General features: G+C 59.7%; 19 protein-coding genes and 1 pseudogene. 9 read left to right on the forward strand and 11 right to left on the reverse strand.

Going from position 1 to position 16,976, the window contains the following annotated elements:
• Positions 1 to 3: 3 nt before the first annotated feature.
• The gene (locus PYH37_RS18265) at positions 4 to 1,020 is read right to left on the reverse strand and encodes a heparan-alpha-glucosaminide N-acetyltransferase (RefSeq protein ID WP_280732868.1); all 1,017 of its coding nucleotides are present in this window, start codon (positions 1,018 to 1,020) and stop codon (positions 4 to 6) included.
• Positions 1,021 to 1,146: 126 nt separating this feature from the next.
• Positions 1,147 to 1,836: a DUF599 domain-containing protein gene (locus PYH37_RS18270; RefSeq protein WP_280732869.1), complete on the reverse strand. Its 690-nt coding sequence runs from the start codon at positions 1,834 to 1,836 to the stop codon at positions 1,147 to 1,149.
• Positions 1,837 to 1,993: 157 nt separating this feature from the next.
• Here PYH37_RS18270 and PYH37_RS18275 point away from each other — a divergent pair, with 157 nt between their 5' ends.
• The 3 genes from PYH37_RS18275 (at position 1,994) to PYH37_RS18285 (ending at position 4,524) form a co-directional block, all read left to right on the forward strand.
• Positions 1,994 to 2,218: a hypothetical protein gene (locus PYH37_RS18275; RefSeq protein ID WP_280736173.1), complete on the forward strand. Its 225-nt coding sequence runs from the start codon at positions 1,994 to 1,996 to the stop codon at positions 2,216 to 2,218.
• A 299-nt stretch (positions 2,219 to 2,517) separates the two neighbouring features.
• Positions 2,518 to 3,918, forward strand: a complete 1,401-nt coding sequence (locus PYH37_RS18280) for an L-serine ammonia-lyase (RefSeq protein ID WP_280732870.1) — start codon at positions 2,518 to 2,520, stop codon at positions 3,916 to 3,918.
• Positions 3,919 to 4,086: 168 nt separating this feature from the next.
• Positions 4,087 to 4,524 (forward strand): DUF1489 family protein, encoded by a 438-nt coding sequence (locus tag PYH37_RS18285; protein WP_280732871.1) that lies wholly within the window; start codon positions 4,087 to 4,089, stop codon positions 4,522 to 4,524.
• 90 nt (positions 4,525 to 4,614) lie between these two features.
• Here the strand turns inward: PYH37_RS18285 and PYH37_RS18290 are convergent, their stop codons facing one another.
• The 6 genes from PYH37_RS18290 to PYH37_RS18315 all read right to left on the reverse strand — a co-directional run bounded on the left by PYH37_RS18290 (position 4,615) and on the right by PYH37_RS18315 (position 10,208).
• Positions 4,615 to 4,884 carry a hypothetical protein gene (locus tag PYH37_RS18290; RefSeq protein ID WP_280732872.1) on the reverse strand — a complete coding sequence of 90 codons (270 nt, stop codon included), beginning with the start codon at positions 4,882 to 4,884 and terminating at the stop codon, positions 4,615 to 4,617.
• A 77-nt stretch (positions 4,885 to 4,961) separates the two neighbouring features.
• Entirely contained in the window at positions 4,962 to 6,440 is a 1,479-nt protein-coding gene (locus PYH37_RS18295) for a D-alanyl-D-alanine carboxypeptidase family protein (RefSeq protein WP_280732873.1), read from the reverse strand.
• Positions 6,441 to 6,622: 182 nt separating this feature from the next.
• On the reverse strand, positions 6,623 to 7,357 hold the full coding sequence (locus PYH37_RS18300; protein WP_280732874.1) for a hypothetical protein: 735 nt from the start codon (positions 7,355 to 7,357) through the stop codon (positions 6,623 to 6,625).
• 299 nt (positions 7,358 to 7,656) lie between these two features.
• Positions 7,657 to 8,265: a transglutaminase-like cysteine peptidase gene (locus tag PYH37_RS18305; protein WP_280732875.1), complete on the reverse strand. Its 609-nt coding sequence runs from the start codon at positions 8,263 to 8,265 to the stop codon at positions 7,657 to 7,659.
• A gap of 613 nt (positions 8,266 to 8,878) precedes the next feature.
• On the reverse strand, positions 8,879 to 9,487 hold the full coding sequence (locus tag PYH37_RS18310; RefSeq protein ID WP_280732876.1) for a PilZ domain-containing protein: 609 nt from the start codon (positions 9,485 to 9,487) through the stop codon (positions 8,879 to 8,881).
• A gap of 106 nt (positions 9,488 to 9,593) precedes the next feature.
• Complete coding sequence (locus PYH37_RS18315) at positions 9,594 to 10,208, reverse strand: PAS domain-containing protein (protein ID WP_280732877.1); 615 nt, start codon at positions 10,206 to 10,208, stop codon at positions 9,594 to 9,596.
• Positions 10,209 to 10,565: 357 nt separating this feature from the next.
• Here PYH37_RS18315 and PYH37_RS18320 point away from each other — a divergent pair, with 357 nt between their 5' ends.
• Both PYH37_RS18320 and PYH37_RS18325 read left to right on the forward strand, forming a co-directional pair.
• The gene (locus tag PYH37_RS18320) at positions 10,566 to 11,297 is read left to right on the forward strand and encodes a rhomboid family intramembrane serine protease (RefSeq protein WP_280736086.1); all 732 of its coding nucleotides are present in this window, start codon (positions 10,566 to 10,568) and stop codon (positions 11,295 to 11,297) included.
• Positions 11,298 to 11,719: 422 nt separating this feature from the next.
• Positions 11,720 to 12,148, forward strand: coding sequence for a CBS domain-containing protein (locus tag PYH37_RS18325; protein ID WP_280732878.1), 429 nt, complete (start codon positions 11,720 to 11,722; stop codon positions 12,146 to 12,148).
• Positions 12,149 to 12,290: 142 nt separating this feature from the next.
• On the opposite strand, the gene PYH37_RS18330 is transcribed toward PYH37_RS18325, so the two are convergent.
• The 3 genes from PYH37_RS18330 to folE form a co-directional block, all read right to left on the reverse strand.
• Complete coding sequence (locus tag PYH37_RS18330) at positions 12,291 to 13,253, reverse strand: patatin-like phospholipase family protein (protein ID WP_280732879.1); 963 nt, start codon at positions 13,251 to 13,253, stop codon at positions 12,291 to 12,293.
• A gap of 302 nt (positions 13,254 to 13,555) precedes the next feature.
• Complete coding sequence (hisI, locus tag PYH37_RS18335; RefSeq protein ID WP_280732880.1) at positions 13,556 to 14,008, reverse strand: phosphoribosyl-AMP cyclohydrolase; 453 nt, start codon at positions 14,006 to 14,008, stop codon at positions 13,556 to 13,558.
• Positions 14,009 to 14,031: 23 nt separating this feature from the next.
• Positions 14,032 to 14,649, reverse strand: a complete 618-nt coding sequence (folE, locus tag PYH37_RS18340) for a GTP cyclohydrolase I FolE (RefSeq protein WP_280732881.1) — start codon at positions 14,647 to 14,649, stop codon at positions 14,032 to 14,034.
• Positions 14,650 to 14,989: 340 nt separating this feature from the next.
• Between folE and PYH37_RS18345 the strand changes: the two genes are divergently transcribed.
• The 4 genes and pseudogenes from PYH37_RS18345 to PYH37_RS18360 all read left to right on the forward strand — a co-directional run bounded on the left by PYH37_RS18345 (position 14,990) and on the right by PYH37_RS18360 (position 16,781).
• A complete protein-coding gene (locus tag PYH37_RS18345; protein WP_280732882.1) occupies positions 14,990 to 15,436 on the forward strand; it encodes an iron-sulfur cluster assembly scaffold protein in 447 nt (148 codons plus the stop codon).
• Between the two features lie 3 nt (positions 15,437 to 15,439).
• Positions 15,440 to 15,802: a membrane protein insertion efficiency factor YidD gene (gene yidD / locus PYH37_RS18350; RefSeq protein WP_280732883.1), complete on the forward strand. Its 363-nt coding sequence runs from the start codon at positions 15,440 to 15,442 to the stop codon at positions 15,800 to 15,802.
• On the forward strand, positions 15,799 to 16,227 hold the full coding sequence (locus PYH37_RS18355; RefSeq protein ID WP_280732884.1) for a DUF2267 domain-containing protein: 429 nt from the start codon (positions 15,799 to 15,801) through the stop codon (positions 16,225 to 16,227). The genes yidD and PYH37_RS18355 overlap by 4 nt, the downstream gene beginning before the upstream one ends.
• Positions 16,228 to 16,242: 15 nt before the next feature.
• Positions 16,243 to 16,781 (forward strand): annotated as a pseudogene (locus PYH37_RS18360) (DUF1697 domain-containing protein).
• Positions 16,782 to 16,976: the final 195 nt, after the last annotated feature.

Here is a 16,976-nt window from a genome sequence, read left to right on the forward strand (position 1 = left end):
GTCCTAATCCCCTGATCGTGCATCCATTGTGCACTGACCGGCGATTCGCGCAATGCGTTCATCCGTGTTCACGTCGATCTTGCCCAGGTTTAAATCTTCGAACAGGTTTTGCGCCTTCAGCCGGTCGAGCGTGCAGCCGCAGAAGGCAGCGCACGAGACGGCGGGATTTTCCCGACTGCAGGCTTGCTCGCAGTTCAATCGGTAGGCCTGCGCCGCATCCGGCACGGGGGCGGGGACGACAAGGGAAAAAAGATAGACGAGCCCTATGAGCAGCGGCTGGTGTACCAAGTACACGACCAGGCTGTGGCGCCCAGCAAAGGCGAGCGGCGCCATCCACAGATTCTGCCCATTACGTGGAGCGTGAGCGGATGCTTGACGGGCGAAAAGCCGGTGATGAAGCAGCTTTGCGGTTCCAAGCCCTAACAGGAAAGGGGCGAGCCAAGGAAGAAGGGGCACGTAGTCGTTAGAGCGAGGGACCGTCTCGGACAGTCCGACCCACCAGAGCGCGGGCGTGTCGAAGATGGGCGAGCGCAAGTAGAGCGGCGCGACGAGGACCGCTGCGGCGGCAAGAAAGGAAACCGCTGCGGGGAGCGGCAAGAACAAGAGGCCGACAACGCTTGCTGCCGCGATGGCATGGAGAATCCCAAAAAAGATGAAGGAATCGGGGATGACAAACCAGGTCGCGATGCTGATCAGGGCTGCGGCTCCAGCGATCTTGGCCAAGCGGCGGCCGAATGCGCCGGCGCGAAATTTCGGAAGCTGACCCAAGACGAGGCTATAGCCGGCGAGAAACAGGAAGCTGCTCGCGATCAATCGCGCAAAAAGCCGCCAGCCGCCTGTACCCGCGGTTCCGGCTGCCACATAACCGAAGAATTCAAGATCCCAGACAGAATGGTAGATCGCCATGGCGACGAGAGCCAGGCCCCGGAGCGCATCCAAGAGCGCGATCCGACCGGGTCTGCTGACGCTCGGTTGCGAGGTTTGCGGCGCATGAATCGTCGCCGCGGGACTATCGGACATGGGCATTGCTATCCTGTTGGTGGGATAAGGTTACACGTCTGATCTATGCCAGTCGCGTCTCGATTATGTTGAAATGAAGGCCGCACACACAGGCGCGTCGGGCACTGGCCGGGAGCTCATTCTGACCTAAAGGCCGTCCTCCAGCAGCATAGTGCGTGCTTCGGAGAAAAACTGCCGGCGCGTAAGCACGAAGATGACGAAGGCGGTTAGCACAATGAAGACATAGGGGCTGATGAACCAGCCGAGATAGCCGATCGAAAGGAAGATTGCCCTGAGGCCGGCATTGAAATGTTTGGCGGCCAGGATGTTCATGCTTATTGCGCGTTCCGCGGCCCGTTCGGCGGCCTGCCGATCCCGTGTCATGTCGGCCGTCATCGGAATGCCGCCCATCAGAATAGAACAATAATTGAACAGCCTGTAGGACCAGCCGAACTTGAAGAAGGAATAACCGAAGAGGCAGGTAAGTCCGCCGACCTTCAGCTCGAATCCCGTCCGCCCAGTCCGGAAGACCTGCGGCAGGTCGTTGAAGATCATTTGCACCTGCTCGGTCGCGCCGAGCAGCGCGAAACAACCACCAAGCGCAAAAATGGTCGTAGAGGCGAAGAACGCGGTGCCGTTCTGCAGACCGGCGATGATCTGCGTGTCGATCATCTTCAAGTCACGATTGAGTGAGTTGCGAATCCACCGCCGCCTGTTTTCGTTCATGAGCCGGGTCAGACTGACGCGCCGGAACTTGCGCCTTCCATCGGTCGCCCAACTGAAGCCGCCCCACAGCAAAATGAAGATGCCGAACGCTATATAATCCTCGAAAGTCATGCACGTGTTTTTGGCACGGCTGTTTGAAAATGCAAGCGCGCGCAGCAGGCTTCGTCGTATGGCCAGCTTTAACTAGTAAGGCGGAATCGCGGCCGAACGGGATCCGGAAGCACCGCGTGTGCGGGTGCATCACGGCCGGCCCGGCGGAGTCCGGTTCATGCTGCTCGAGCTCGACACGATTTTGCCATATTTCGATATTGCGCATTTACACATTCTTCAGTATGCAAGAGCCGAAATGCGGGCCTCAGAGCTTCTTGGCCCTCGGGTATTCGGAGAAATCATGGACAATACAATACAGAAGTCGTGCTGGGGCGTGACTATTCGCGCCGTGGCTGGTTTCGCTGGCGTTCTTGTTCTGGCTCATCTTTTTGGCGGCTTCTGAAAATCGAAAAAATCTATCAAGGACGACGCAGCCTAGAGACTGGGTCGTCCTTTTGATTCCGGCGGAACTTTTCCATCGCTAAATGCTGCCGCTTTCGGCACCATGTCGCACCAACAGAATCCAATGTCGGTCAGTCGCCTGATCCACCGGGATGGGATCGCATAGGGTTTCTTCCTATATTAAGGGAAAACCGGCATCGCCTGTTCTCGAAGGGGAGCTGAAGCGGGTTCGGTCATCATCGACAGATGCTCGTGCTGCCCGCGTGGCGGCGCTCTGTCAGGCTCCGGGGCAGGCAGTTTATGTTTCTTTCCGTCTTCGACGTTTTCAAGATCGGTATCGGTCCTTCGAGTTCGCACACGATGGGACCGATGTCGGCGGCGAACAGGTTCCTCGACCTCATTCTCTCCGAGGAATGGCCGCGGCCGACGCATGCGGCTGTTGCCGCCATCAGCGTCAGCCTGCATGGCTCGCTCGCGCACACGGGTATCGGCCACGGCACTGGCAGGGCGGTGATCCTTGGATTGATGGGCGAGCGTCCGGATCTGGTCGACCCCGATCAGATGGATGCAATCATCGACGAGGTGGAACGCACCGGCCGTATCACGCCGCCTGGACATCCGCCTTATGCGTTTCAGCCGAAGACCGATCTCGTCTTCGACAAGAAGGTGCCGCTGCCGGGTCACGCCAACGGCATGTCCTTTTCTGCGCTTGATCGCGACGGTCGATTGCTTCTCAAACGCATCTATTATTCGATCGGCGGCGGCTTCGTCGTCACCGATACCGAACTCGAGGCGATGCGTGCCTCGAAGAACAAACCCGCGGGCGTCAAGGTACCCTATCCCTTTGCGACGGCGCAGCAGATGCTTGATATGGCGGCCCGCTCGGGACTGACGATTGCCCAGATGAAAAGGGCGAACGAGGAATGCAGCATGTCGAGAGAGGAGCTCGACGAGGGACTCGACCGCATATGGGCGGCGATGAACAGTTGCATTGATCGTGGGCTCAGCCAAGACGGAATCATGCCGGGTGGCTTGAAGGTTCGCCGGCGCGCCCGGTCGATCCACGACCAGCTCCAGGAGGAATGGCGCTCCAACAAGACCAACCCGCTGCTCGCCAACGATTGGTTGAGCGTCTATGCGATGGCGGTCAATGAAGAGAACGCTGCCGGCGGCCGGGTGGTGACATCGCCGACCAACGGGGCGGCCGGCGTCGTTCCGGCGACCATCCGCTATTATTTGCATTTCCATGACGATGCCGACCAGGAAGGCATTCGCGATTACTTACTGACGGCCGCGGCCATCGGTGGCATCATCAAGCATAATGCCTCGATTTCGGGCGCCGAGGTCGGCTGTCAAGGCGAGGTCGGATCGGCCTCCGCTATGGCGGCGGCCGGGCTTGCCGCCGTGATGGGCGGTTCGCCCGAACAGATCGAGAATGCGGCCGAGATCGCCCTCGAGCATCACCTCGGCATGACCTGCGATCCGGTCGCCGGTCTCGTGCAGGTACCCTGCATCGAGCGCAACGCGCTCGGCGCCGTGAAGGCGGTCACCGCCGCGTCGCTCGCGCTTAAGGGCGACGGCAAGCACTTCGTGCCGCTCGACGCCTGCATCGAGACCATGCGTCAGACGGGCGTGGATATGAACGAGAAGTACAAGGAGACCTCTACCGGCGGCCTCGCGGTCAACGTGGTCGAGTGCTGAAATTGCTACCGCGCCGTGCGTTTTTTCAGAAGCACAAAGGCCGGTGCAGCACTTTGAATTGCGCATGTTTGAGTCGGCTCCGTTTAAGGAACCATGCTGCAGCTTTGGTGTGGACGGACTCGTTCAATACGCTTGACCGCGGCCGGCGGACGGGTGTTCAAGGTTCTCATGGCTTTGCATCTTATCAAGCTCTGCGTCGGCGCCGAATCGGTTGAAGACCTGCGCGAATGGGTATCGCGCAAGGCCCTTGCCGCTATTGCCGCCGGACAGGAGCCCCATTCGTTTCACACGACCCGCATGGTTCCGAAGCGGACCGAGGAACTTCTCGCGGGCGGTTCGCTCTATTGGGTGATCAAGGGACACGTGCAGGCGCGGCAATCGCTGATCGGCGTCGAAACCTTTACCGACAGTGAGGGTATCGGCCGCTGCAATCTTATTCTCGGGCCGGAGGTGGTGGAGACCGAGCTTCAGCCACGCCGAGCCTTTCAGGGATGGCGCTACTTGCAGGAGAAGGAAGCCCCGCGCGACCTCGCTTCGCTTTCTTCGGATGGCGCGGAGATGCCGCTTGAATTGCGGCGCGAACTTGCGGAGCTCGGCCTTCTATAGGCTGAAAGGCGGACTCCCTTCCGAGCGGTGCTCCAACGTGCATGAATAATGTTGAATGTGGAGCGTCGCTCGATGCACTGTGCTTCCGAGTCAGCTTATGCGCATTCTAAGCGGATAGCGGTGCCCGGGCGCCGTGACATGCAAATGAATCCCGGCCCGAGGCTGGGTCGCGCGCCAGGCGCGTGCGCCGTGCGTGAGAAGCATTCCGACGAGATCCCGGGTCTTTGCTTTCGATCGGTTCAGGCCGATGTCGGCTATGCGCATTGCTGCCTCGTGCAGCGGATGCAAGCCGAGGCGCGAAGACTTCGGCTTCTTCCCCGGCGTCGTGGTGAAGCCGGGTATGTTCTCGTTCATTGCCATGGCTGACCTCGTTACGCTTTACAAATCCGAGGACGACGGCGAAGAAAACTGGCTCCGCCGTCAAAACGCTGTTGCACCTATTGCTGGCTCGCCCAGCAGGCAAATCCCTTCTTTTTCAAAGTTTTGCATGCATTGACGGCCTTGTTCTGGTCTTCGAAGCCGCCGAAACGGGCGCGGTAAAGCTGACCGGCACCATCGCCAAAGGCGACGGTAAACGGCGTCGCGTTGCGCAACGCCTTTCCGCCCTTTTCCTTCGCATTATCAAGCAAGGTCATGGCCTGCGCCTTGTCGGGTGTGGCGCCGATCTGGATTACCCAGCCCTGCGGTTGCGGATCCGCGTCGGCTTGGGTCTCGGCCTTGGCGACCGAATTGGTGATCTGGGCGTCGACGTCCGCTCCGGCCGGCTGCTGGTCGAGCTTGGCACTCTGGGCGTCGAGTGTGTTCGGTGCGACTTTGGCGGAGAGGACCGGATTGTCGGATGCGGGTTTCGCCGCCGCATAGGCCATCTCCACCGTGCTCCCGTCGCCCCCGCTATAGCGGAAATCCGGAACAGGGCCGGTATTCGGCAGGTCCATCGCCGCCGCCGCGACTGCGGCGGGCGCGGCGGGCTGCACCTCGGCTTGAGCAACGGCGGCGACGGGTGCTGCCGGAGTCTCGGCGATCAGGTTGCCACCGCCGCGGCGCGAGGCGGCCGGCATATACTTCGCGACCAGTTTGCGCATCTGTGCGTCACGTGCGCCGCCGGATGTTCCGCCCATCACAACGGCAACGATGCTACGCCCGTCGAGCTGCGCGGAGGTTACCAGATTGAACCCGGAGGCGCGGGTATAGCCAGTCTTGATGCCGTCGACACCGCGGACGTTGCCGAGCAGCCGGTTATGGTTGCCGATCGTCTGCTTGCCGAAACGGAAGCTGCGGGTGGAGAAATAGTCGTAATATTGCGGGAAATGCTGCCGCAGCGCGAGCCCGAGCCGGGCCTGGTCGCGCGCCGTCGTCTTCTGGTCGGGGTTTGGCAGACCGTTGGCGTTACGGTAGGTCGTGCGCGTCATTCCGAGCGCCCGCGCCTTGTTGGTCATCATCCGGGCGAAGCGTTGTTCGGAACCACCGAGAAGTTCGCCGAGCGCCGTTGCGGCGTCGTTGGCGGATCGCGTCACGAGCGACAGGATCGCCTGTTCGACGGTAATCGACTTGCCGGCACGCACGCCAAGCTTTGACGGCGGTTCCGCGGATGCATTCTTGGAGAACGGAACGGGTGTGGACTTGCTGATCCGCCCGGTCTCCAAAGCTTCAAAGGTCAGGTACAACGTCATCATCTTGGTGAGCGAGGCCGGATAGCGCAGATCGTCCGAATCCTCGCCATAAAGCACCTTGCCAGTCTTCGCATCGACGACAATACCGGCGTATTTCGGATTGGCGGATGCGGGCGCCGAAAGAACCAGGGCCGCAATGGCTCCGGCAAGGACAATCCGTCCTACGATTTTTGAAAAGACCCCAAGCGGGCGTTTCGCGAGATCAAAAAAAACGGATTGAGACACTACGTTGCTCTTCATTCTCATGTCATGGATATCGTCCGGATGCCGTCTCCGGAAACGACTGTTCCCGAGACAGTAGCGGGATAGCGTTACCAATCGGTTTATGATGAATGATTGGTTGCTGGAGACGCGTCGTTTTGTTCAGGAACGGCACCGGCCGGCCACTTCGGCCGGCGCCCTGCCTCGATCACGACTCTTGGACAAATTCACGGCACGAGCCGCTTGCGGACGAAGGTTTCCACGGAATTGTCGATCTCGCGCCATTGCGCCAGGAGCTTGCTCGAAAAACGGTAGAGAACGGTGAGGTCCTTGCCCACATGCACGTCCCGCTGACAATCGGCACTCGTCGATGCTTCGATGCTCTTAGGCAGCAGGCAGCGCACGACGTAAGGCGGGCGCCCCGCGCGATCGCCTGTAAAGAAAACTTCCCCGGCATAGCCGGAATTCGGCCGGACCGCATGTTTGACCAGGCCCGCGGGACCGTCACGGGCCACATCTTCGAAGATGTGGCGATAGATGGGTTCCAGCCGCCCCGTCATATCGCGTGACATCGTGTTCTGTGCGATCTGCAGAAAAATCAGCTTTTCCGGCAGGCTGACATCGGCGAACAGGTGCCGGGTCTTGTCGCTGTAGCCCTCGAGCGCCGGCCAGGTGAGATAGAGGTCAACGCGTCCGGTAATGCTCGTAGCGCGCTGATTTTCGAAGCGAATGACATTCGCCGGAAGGCGTAGATGATCCTGTCCTATGAAGATATCGTATGTTTGGCGGCTGGAAGTGTGCCCGGCAAGCGCGAGGTTCTCCCCCAGCCAGCGTCCCGCTAGGGAAACGACAACCGCCAACGTCGCCAGCAGCGCAACGACCGCAATGGCCTTGTACGCGAAGCGTTGTGAAAGGAGCGGGACTAATTCCGCTTCGGGACCGCCATTGAGTGTCGTGTTCATGGATGCGCCGTCCGTTGCGGTGAGCCGAAAGGTTCATGGGCGCTCTCATCGGCCTTGAGGCTTGTCATCGATAAACTGAGATTCCGGTCGACACTGCGTGCCGACGCTCGTTGAAGATGGTTAATTTTTCATGAAGCGCCAGGGCGAGGCGAGCGGACAAGACGCGGTTACTGAAAAAAGAAAGGCCGGTTCCGGGGACAGCGGAACCGGCCGGGGCCTGGTCTGGACGGGGACAAAGCGGCTGACCGAAGCCCGATGGGTGGCGCTGGCAACCGGGCGAGCGCCCGGTCATTCGCGTTCTACTCAGTACGGACGCTGCCGACAGCAACGGCGCGGCCGTCCTGCAGCTTTACCCAACGTCCGGCATTCTCCGAAGACTGCCGCTTGAGAAAGGTATATTCGGTCTCCGACCACAGCAGTACCTTGCTGCGCATATTGTCGAGGACAAAGTCGCCCCGATCCGTGCGCACCGTCAGGACCGCGTGGCCGTCGCCATTCGGTTGCAGGACGACGGTGATGAGCAGGTCGGCGGGCGAGAAGCCGCCCTCGATCAGCTCGCGGCGCTTCAGAAGCACATAGTCCTCGCAGTCGCCGATGGCGTCCGGATAGGACCATTTTTCTTCGACGCCGTGGATATCCATATCCGTCATCGGCGTGATCGCCTGATTGACCTCGTAATTGACTTCAAGAATTTTCTTCCATCCTTCTCGCGTCAGCACGGCCGGGCCGTTATCGGCGCCATTGGCCTCGCATTCGGTCGGAGAGCTCCTGCAGAATTCGTAGTGACCGATCGGCGGGTTGGTTGCCCCGCTTACTGCCATGTTTGCCGGCAGGGCGAACGCTGATCCGGTCAGCACGCCGGTGATGAAGGCCGCGACAGCGATCGTCTTGCTGATGAGTTTGTGCATGTTTGTCTCCCCGTGATGGTTCGACAATGGCACAGAGTTTTTTATCGGCGGCGAAGATGCGAGGTAAAAACAAGTACAAATGCGAATAACATAAGAAGAAAATAAGAATAAAATTCGAGTTGTATTTGAGTGAGATTTGATTCAATTTTTAATGAAACCCTAGAATTCGGAGAATATGACAGCTGCGGAAGCAGCGTGATGCTCTTGTAAGCAATTGAATGCAAACGGAAATCCAGAGGGAACTGACAACGCGCGGCCGCAAAGCGCGCAATGTTGCGCCGGCGTCATGCCAGAACGTCGCCGGGAGAGGTCTGGTTTTGTGTAGTTGTGTTGCCGCGGTCGCCAGTTTTATTCTGGAAAATATTTCTGCTCTGGCAGGAGAGAACGACTTGCGAGCGCATGCGCTTGCCCGCGCACTATGCAACAATTCATTGCGACAGCGACATTTGGGCCTCTGGATGAATGCGGCCGTAGCGTTTTAGCCCGCAAGTCATCGAACTTCGCGGTCAACGGCATCGGCAATGAGACCGGAACTCGCGCACGCCCGCTTCAGGGGGTAATCAGGGCTGCAGAACAATTGGAAGCGTGGTTACACGCCGCTTGCCGTGGTGCCTCAAAGAAACTCGGTCAGTGCTTCTCGCGACTGGATGCCTGAGAACTCGATGGCGACGCCTTCCTGGAAATGACGGACAATCCTGCCCTTCATATTGCCGAGCTTGACCGGAGTACCGATCGCGGGCCGGTTCTCGATGTCGACCGCGGCACCCGAGAGAGAAAGGTCGATGATCCTGCAGGGATATTTCTCGCCTGTTTCGACCGTGAGTTCCGTCAATGTTTTGCGCGGTGCAAGCCGGTCGTGGCGCCGATCCTCGGGCAGGCCGAGTTCGTGCTTGTTGGCGATCCAGGTGAGCTGCGCGGCAAGCTTCTCGCGCTTGCGCTCCGTCGCGTTGAGCTGGATGACGAACGCGTCTTCCGCGAGCCGTGAAACGGTGCCTTCAAGGCGTCCGACGTGATCGATATAGGCGATGATGCGCTCGCCGGCACGCGGCCGTGCCGGTGATGAAAAAAGAACGTCGCCCGGCGACATGTAGAGAGCGGTGCAATCATATTCGTCGCGATTGGCAAGCATCAGCCGTCCCGAAAGATTGACGGAAACGCGCTGAAAGGCGCTTTCCTGATGTGGCTTCGGGCCGCTGTTTTGCGCGTGCTGAAACGAGAACATGGTCACTCTGCGATCGACGTATCTTTGCACGCGAAAGTATAGGTCGTCCCGGTTAATAGAAGGTTCGCCCATGGCTTGGAGCGGAGACAGCCGCATGAGCTCAGCTTCATCGGCCGCCTTCGAGGACCCGAAGATGTCGCACCTTCCGGACCATCATTCCGCCGTGGCCGTCCGGGCTGGCCTCCGTGACGTTGGAAACGATCTCTGGTCTTTCGGGCAAAGCATTCCTGGCGGGATCGAGAAATCGTAGGCCGCGTGTCAAAAGATGGGCGATCGGCGTCATATGGAGCCACGCCGGACGGGACAGAGGCGAGAGCGCTCCGAGCACGCGGTCGCCGGTCCCATCCCGTGAGGCGAGGGGAGCGAGCAATAATTCCGTGTCCAGCGGCTCTGCGGTTCCCGTCGCGCCCCAGGCGGATAAGAGGACGGGTGCGTGCTGCGCCATTACCTGCTCGGCAATCCGGGCGGTCTTATCCGCTTCCCCATCGAGCCATAGCGCAGCGAATTTCTGGTCGCGCAATTCCTGTCCGAACAACGCGCAGACATGAGTACCGGCAAGACGAAACCGGATGTCGCCGTCAGCCTGCCTTTGAAGAATGAAAAGGTTCGGCAGGAGCGAACGAATCTGGCCGGGGTCGATCTCATCGCGGCGCGGGAGGTCGCGCTCGGCCCGAATTGCGTTCCAATATTGGAACAGCTCCATTGTCGTTCTGCTGCGCATGATGCCCGCCAATTCCGTTTGGTGCGGACGCGAGCTGTGCCGGATTGATACAGCTAGCGTCCTTCAGTCGATCTTTGGAAGAGGTGGAGCGATTTCCGTGCCAAGCGGAAATTAAGGTTAATTATTGGTTTCGGTTGCGTCCTGCGGTTTTCGCCGGCATTCAAACCACCATCACTTCACGGAGGGTTGCCTTCGGCACATCGACTTGAGCGTCGGGAATACCGGCTCGACGGCCGTTCAGTTTTTGCTGGACGGCCTTTTTTTGTTTGCTTATCCCTTGCGCCCTGTCCGCTGGTCGTTCGTCGACGAGCCGGTCGAATGTGCGCAGAAGCGTTGCGCCAGCAGGAAGAGAGCGGCATGGAACAGGATCAGACGGCGACGCCAGGCGAAACGGACGCCGACAGCATGGCTGAGCGCAGTCGCGAACCCGCCTTCAATCTTCCGGCAGGGCTGACGGGCATCCTCTTGTTCCTCGTCGCGGTCCATGCGCTGAGAACATATGTCCTGTCCGTGGCAGCCGACCAGGAACTGATCCTCAACTTTGCCTTTCTGCCCGCCCGCTACACGATCCCGCTTGCCGACCAGGGTCTAGTCTGGCTCTGGACGCCCGTTACCTATTCCTTCCTCCATGGCAGTTGGGAACATCTCATCTTCAACATCTTCTGGATGGTCGCCTTCGGTGCACCGGTCGTGCGGCGGATCGGCTTGGCACGGCTCGCCATATTCTGGTGCCTGTCGGCGGCGTCGGCCGTCGCTCTGCACGTCGCCTTCCATTGGGGAGAAATGGTCGTCGTGATCGGGGCGTCGGGAGTCGTTTCGGGTTTCATGGGCGCGGCCGCACGTTTCGTCTTCTCTCCGAGCGGCCGCATCAGCCGCCAATTCGCTCACCTCAATCGCCGACTTTCATTGACGGAAACACTCAGCAACCGCTCGGTGTTGGTCTTCACGGGTATCTGGTTCCTGACCAATTTCCTGGTGGCATCTGGCATCTTTTCCATCGGAGGTGCGGGGACCGTGGCGTGGGAGGCGCACATCGGCGGCTTCCTGTTTGGCATCCTCCTGTTCGGACTTTTCGATCCGCGTCGCTGAAGCCGGCGAGCAAGCGGTTGTTACGCCGCTGACGATAATGCATTGTTTCAGCCTCGGAATCATAGTGATGGCCGATTCTCCCGAAGAGGCCGGAGCGGACGCGAGAAGGCTTGATTTCGCTGGGGCGCTGGAGCACCATTTGCCACGGTCGCCGATCATCTGAGCGTGAGGCGATCGCTGAAGGCTGGGTGTCGGTGCAACGTCGCGGATAGCGACGGCAGTTTCGGCACCGGAAGGGGTACAGGTTCCTGCGGCCGACTGCACGAATGAATTGGTCCTGAAAACCGGAATGGGTTTTCGGGACAGCCGTTGAGAAGCGCGAGTGTCATGGCGGCTTTGCGCATCCGAAGGGAAGTGCAGCAGCTGATACGGCCAGAACCTCTTCTCGTCGGCCCGGTTTTGTCGCAACGGGAGATGTGCGCATGTCAGTGAAAGCGATTCTCAACGAAAAAGGCCACAACGTCGTAACCGTCACCCCCCAGGTCACGGTCCAGCAAGCGGCGACTTTTCTGCATGACAATCATATCGGGGCTGTCATCATCATCGATGCGGATGAGCATATCGTCGGCATTATGACCGAGCGGGATATTGTGGCCTCGATCGCCAAATATGGCGCCGCCTGTCTCGACAAGCCGGTTTCGTCCGTGATGTGGCAAAATGTCTATTGCTGCCGCGAGGAAATGTCCGTGAATACGTTGATGGAGATGATGAGCAAGTTGCGTGCGCGTCATCTGCCGGTGGAAAAGGATGGCCGCCTCGCTGGGATCGTGTCGATCGGAGACGTGGTCAAGTATCATATTCGCGCCATCGAGCATGAGGCCGAACAGATCAAGGCCTACATTGCGGGCTAACAGGCAAGGGCGGCGCCGCGCCGCCCTTCAGTCGCGCGTCGCGCGGGACGCGTGAAACCATTACTCGGTCACTCGAACGAGTCTTCATCACAACCCGATTGGTGTCGATTGCGCCTGCGACAACAGCGCGGATCATTGTTGGTCAACGAACCAGCGCTTCCTGCATGCGCTTGATTTCGGCGAGTTTCGCCTTTGCTTCGTGGTAGCCGCGATCGATCGCTTCCCCGGCGCGATGAAACTCCGAAAGCCCGATATCGTTGAGCTTCGGATGAAGAGCGAGGTCTGGTGGATCGCCGGCGAGCCGAGCGCGCGAGATACGGTCCTGGATAATATTGAAAGCCTGCACCATAACGCTGGTCATGCCAAGGCGCGCCGAATAGTGGTTGGCCTCCTTCAAGGGCACGTCGGGCGTATCCACGCCGGCGCTGTGCTTGACGACGGCAGAGCGGCCGTAAAGGTCGTAATTGAGATTGACCGCGACAACGAGTTGCTGCTCGTACGCGCGGCAGACCGAGACGGGAACGGGATTGACGAGCGCACCGTCGATCAGGGTCCGGCCGTTGGCGTTGATCGGCTCGAAAATGCCGGGCAGCGCGTAGGACGCCCGGATCGCGGTAATCAGCGAGCCCTTCTCGAGCCAAACCTCATGGCCGCTGTGAACTTCCGTCGCCACGGCAACGAAGGGACGGTCGAGGCTTTCGATGCTGAGATTCTGCAGGTGCTCCTGCATGCGTTTGGTGAGCCGCAGACCACCGAATAGGCCACCGCCGCCGATCGCAAAATCGAGGAGGCCGGCAATGCGCCGTACGGTGAGGGAGCGGGCGAAAGCCTCCAGTTCATCCAGCTTGCCGGCGAGATAACAACCGCCGACGAGGGCGCCGATCGACGTGCCGGCAATCATGCCGACCTCAATTCCCTCTTCGTCGAGTGCTCTCAAGACGCCGATGTGGGCCCAGCCGCGCGCAGCGCCGCCGCCAAGGGCTATGGCGATCTTCGGTTTGGTAGGTTGAGGTGCCGGGGCTGGAGGAATAGTCGTGATCGATGATCCATCCGTGGTGGACAAATCGGTTGTCTGGCTGCTGCGCGTAAATGTCCAGTTCAACATCCGGCACCTCCAACACCGCCGAATAGAATACCTAGGTCGCGCCGCTTGTAGGGATCCCTGCCAAGCCGGCGATGGTGCCGGCCATGTCCGAATTCATCGCTGAAAGACTGGCACCATGATTGATATATAACATCGAACCTGTCGCCGATGCGGCCGGCCCGATAAACATTGGAGACAGCCTGCAACATATCCCGGTTCACCGCCGTTACCGCGGGTACCGGTTCCATGAACAATGATTAGGCGCCCATTTGGTTGCCAAAAAGTAAATATAGCACGTGGTTGCACCAAGAGAATGCAAATGCTTATTTTTCGCTGTAGATCTCTGCCGGATCGAAATGTCTATGGTCGTCGGTGATCGTCACCGTCGCTTTGCCTGCCTCGACGCCAACGGTGCGGTAGAAGCACGAGCGTCGGCCGGTGTGACATGTGGCGTCATGGCCGGCAACCGAGACCTTCAGCCAGATGGCGTCCTGATCGCAATCGGTCCGTATTTCCTGGACCGATTGCAAGTTGCCCGAACTTTCGCCTTTCTTCCATAGGCCCTTGCGCGAGCGGCTATAATAGTGGGCGATGCCGGTTTCGATCGTCAGAGCCAGCGCCTCGGCGTTCATATGCGCGACCATCAGCAATTCGCCATCGCGAGCATCGGTCACGACGGCCGTGATCAGGCCCTTGTCGTCGAAGCGGGGCGTGAAGGCCGGGCCTGTTTCAAGCTCGACCTTGTTTTCTGAGGGGGCATCGAAGGTGAGCGTCATCGCGAAAGCTCCGTTGACGGAGCTTACTTGAAGCCCCTGAGCATGGTCATGAAACGAGCCTGCTCGGCCGGCTCGGTTTGGAAGCTACCCGTAAATGTGGTCGTCAGTGTTGTCGAGCCCTGCTTCTGCACGCCGCGCATCGCCATGCACATGTGTTCGGCCTCGATCATCACGGCAACGCCACGCGGGGCGAGAGTTTCGTCTATGGCCTTGGCGATTTGCGCCGTCATCGTTTCCTGCGTCTGCAGCCGGCGGGCATAGATGTCGACGACCCGGGCAATCTTGGAAAGGCCGAGTACGCGACCGTTCGGCATATAAGCAATGTGCGCCTTTCCGATGATCGGCACCATGTGGTGCTCGCAATGCGAAAAGAACTGAATGTCCTTTACCAGCACCATGTCGTCGTAGCCGGCCACTTCCTCGAAGGTCGTCCCGAGTACGTCTTCCGGCACCAGATCGTAGCCGCCGAAGAGCTCACGATAGGACTTGGCGACGCGCGCCGGCGTATCCTTCAGGCCCTCGCGGGTCGGATCGTCGCCCGCCCAGCGCAAGAGTACGCGAACGGCTTCCTCGGCCTCCCTCTGGGTCGGCCGGCCGCTCACATCTTCGAGCACAGGAAAATTCTTCACTATGGCGTCCATAATGGCCCCTTTAAGCAATACGTGATTGCTGACGTTTTATCTTTCGGACAACTCGCCACTGGCCATTCGCCTAACCCTGCAGGCTTGGGTTCCGTTGGCGGGCTCCGGGGCTTTCGGGTCCTGGCTTAGCAGTGCACTGGACCGTCCGGCACGGTTTCCCAAACAACAGGCGACACTTAGTCCTCTTGCGGAAGTGTCGCCCCAACACGACATAGCATATAGTATGGTGCCACATGGATGAAAGAGGCCGAACATGCCATGCCGTGCTTTTTTCCTGTCTACCGAAGAAAATCATGCGCCTATCACTCAAAACCGAGAAAAATGAGCCGGATCGCGTCAAATGATGGATGAGATATACAACAGCAGGATTCTGGAATTCGCCGGCAATATTCCTCGTACCGGAATGCTGGTGGATGCGGATGCCGAGGCAGCCGCGCATTCGAAGCTCTGCGGTTCGAAAGTAAGGATCTGGCTGAAGATGGATGGCGATCTCGTGACCGATTTCGCCCATGACGTCAAAGCCTGCGCACTCGGGCAGGCGTCGTCCTCGATCATGGCGCGGCAGATTGTCGGCGCGCATAAGACCGAAATCCGGCAGGCCCGTGAAGACATGCTCGCCATGCTGAAGGCGGACGGTGAAGGTCCCTCCGGCCGCTTCGAGGACATGCGTTTCCTGAGGCCCGTCAAGGACTACAAGGCTCGTCACGCCTCGACGATGCTCACTTTCGATGCAGTGGTCGATGCCATCAACCAGATCGAGGCAAAGCGTTTGGCAGCGGCGGTCTGAGCGATGTGCCGGCAGTCGCAGCATCACCATGCCTCCGGTCCCAACATCAGGGCCAGCCGGAACTGGTCTGGGCGGTTTCGCAAGACGCCCGGTCGGCTGCTCGGCATGGCGCTGATCCGCGCCTATCAACTGACGTTGTCGAGCTTCATCGGCAATTCCTGCCGGCATCTGCCGACCTGCTCGGAATATGGCTTCGAGGCGGTTGCCCGCCATGGTCTCTGGGCGGGGAGCTGGATGACGCTCTTCCGCGTCGCGCGCTGCGGGCCCGGCGGGACGCATGGATTCGATCCGGTGCCGGAGGTGCTTGCGTCGCACCAGCGATGGTTCACGCCGTGGCGTTATTGGCAGTCGCGAAAGGAGGCGTGAAAGCCATGACGATGCCGACGGAATATCGGCAGGCCTCCGCCGATTTCGACCGTTTCATCCTGGATGTCCGCGACATCGCCGGCCTTCAGACGACCAACCAGGCCTATACGATGGTGCAATCCGTGTTTCAGACGTTTCGACGGCGCCTCGAGATTTCGGACGCGTTGCTGTTCGCCAATGTTCTGCCGCCGGTACTTCGGGCGATCTTCGTCGCCGATTGGGACCTCGAGGAGCCGATAGTGCCTTTCTCCGGTCGTCTCGCGATGACCCGCGAGGTTCAGTCCTTGCGCTCCGATCACAATCTGTCTCCGGATACGGCGATCGCCGACGTCGCTGCCGCTCTGCGCCGGAATGTGGATGAGGTAACGCTCGATCGCGTACTCGCCTGGCTGCCCGAAGGCGCCGTTGATTTCTGGCGGGCTTGAGGGGGATACGTCGGGATGAAGACTTATGTGGCGCTGCTCTACAGCATCCTCCTTGGCGAAAACCGCCGGGTTGTCATGTCGGATCTGAGGGCGATGACCGAGCGTCTCGGCTACCATTCCCCACGCACCCTCGTTGCCACCGGCAATCTCGTTTTCGATGCCCTTGAAAAGCCGCTCGCAGAAATCGAGGCGGAACTCGAATTAGCATTTGCGGCGACATTCGGCCGGCATGTCGACATCATCACGCGCTCCGCGGACGACTGGCTGAAACTGGCCGCCAGCAACCCGTTTCCCGCCGAAAGCCAGGAGGATCCGACCCGCGTCCACGTCGGGTGATGCGCTCGCCACTTCAGGCCGATGTGCTTGATGAACTCCGCCGCTATTGTTCCAGGGGCGAACGACTGGAAATCGTCGGCGGCGATCTTTGGGCGGACTTTAGCGGCAAAGCGAGCGAGTCGAAACTGCCCGGCGCCTTTACCACGAAACGGCTCGGCGTCGGGACGTTGCGCAACTGGAACACCGTGCAGGGCTTGCGCGCGATGCTGGCCGGTTGAGCGGCCGGCACGCCTTTACTCCACCGCCAAAAACCTTTATCAGGCCCGCGTCACTTCACCGGTAGCTATGGCGCCGCGTCTCATCACGCAATGGTTGCTGTAGCGCTCTGAATTCCTGCATGATTTCTCTTTAACCGGTGCTGACGTACGGGATCATGCAGTACCCGGAAACCATACCACCCGCATTCGTTGGCG

This window comes from Sinorhizobium numidicum (genome assembly GCF_029892045.1).
Classification (GTDB): domain Bacteria; phylum Pseudomonadota; class Alphaproteobacteria; order Rhizobiales; family Rhizobiaceae; genus Sinorhizobium; species Sinorhizobium numidicum.

Bases quoted from the DNA above. Each gene is read 5' to 3' on its own strand.
- PYH37_RS18265 (WP_280732868.1), bottom strand. From the start codon at position 1,020: ATGTCCGATAGTCCCGCGGCGACGATTCATGCGCCGCAAACCTCGCAA.
- PYH37_RS18270 (WP_280732869.1), bottom strand. From the start codon at position 1,836: ATGACTTTCGAGGATTATATAGCGTTCGGCATCTTCATTTTGCTGTGG.
- PYH37_RS18275 (WP_280736173.1), top strand. From the start codon at position 1,994: ATGCTGCTCGAGCTCGACACGATTTTGCCATATTTCGATATTGCGCAT.
- PYH37_RS18280 (WP_280732870.1), top strand. From the start codon at position 2,518: ATGTTTCTTTCCGTCTTCGACGTTTTCAAGATCGGTATCGGTCCTTCG.
- PYH37_RS18285 (WP_280732871.1), top strand. From the start codon at position 4,087: ATGGCTTTGCATCTTATCAAGCTCTGCGTCGGCGCCGAATCGGTTGAA.
- PYH37_RS18290 (WP_280732872.1), bottom strand. From the start codon at position 4,884: ATGGCAATGAACGAGAACATACCCGGCTTCACCACGACGCCGGGGAAG.
- PYH37_RS18295 (WP_280732873.1), bottom strand. From the start codon at position 6,440: ATGAGAATGAAGAGCAACGTAGTGTCTCAATCCGTTTTTTTTGATCTC.
- PYH37_RS18300 (WP_280732874.1), bottom strand. From the start codon at position 7,357: ATGAACACGACACTCAATGGCGGTCCCGAAGCGGAATTAGTCCCGCTC.
- PYH37_RS18305 (WP_280732875.1), bottom strand. From the start codon at position 8,265: ATGCACAAACTCATCAGCAAGACGATCGCTGTCGCGGCCTTCATCACC.
- PYH37_RS18310 (WP_280732876.1), bottom strand. From the start codon at position 9,487: ATGTTCTCGTTTCAGCACGCGCAAAACAGCGGCCCGAAGCCACATCAG.
- PYH37_RS18315 (WP_280732877.1), bottom strand. From the start codon at position 10,208: ATGCGCAGCAGAACGACAATGGAGCTGTTCCAATATTGGAACGCAATT.
- PYH37_RS18320 (WP_280736086.1), top strand. From the start codon at position 10,566: ATGGAACAGGATCAGACGGCGACGCCAGGCGAAACGGACGCCGACAGC.
- PYH37_RS18325 (WP_280732878.1), top strand. From the start codon at position 11,720: ATGTCAGTGAAAGCGATTCTCAACGAAAAAGGCCACAACGTCGTAACC.
- PYH37_RS18330 (WP_280732879.1), bottom strand. From the start codon at position 13,253: ATGTTGAACTGGACATTTACGCGCAGCAGCCAGACAACCGATTTGTCC.
- hisI (WP_280732880.1), bottom strand. From the start codon at position 14,008: ATGACGCTCACCTTCGATGCCCCCTCAGAAAACAAGGTCGAGCTTGAA.
- folE (WP_280732881.1), bottom strand. From the start codon at position 14,649: ATGGACGCCATAGTGAAGAATTTTCCTGTGCTCGAAGATGTGAGCGGC.
- PYH37_RS18345 (WP_280732882.1), top strand. From the start codon at position 14,990: ATGATGGATGAGATATACAACAGCAGGATTCTGGAATTCGCCGGCAAT.
- yidD (WP_280732883.1), top strand. From the start codon at position 15,440: ATGTGCCGGCAGTCGCAGCATCACCATGCCTCCGGTCCCAACATCAGG.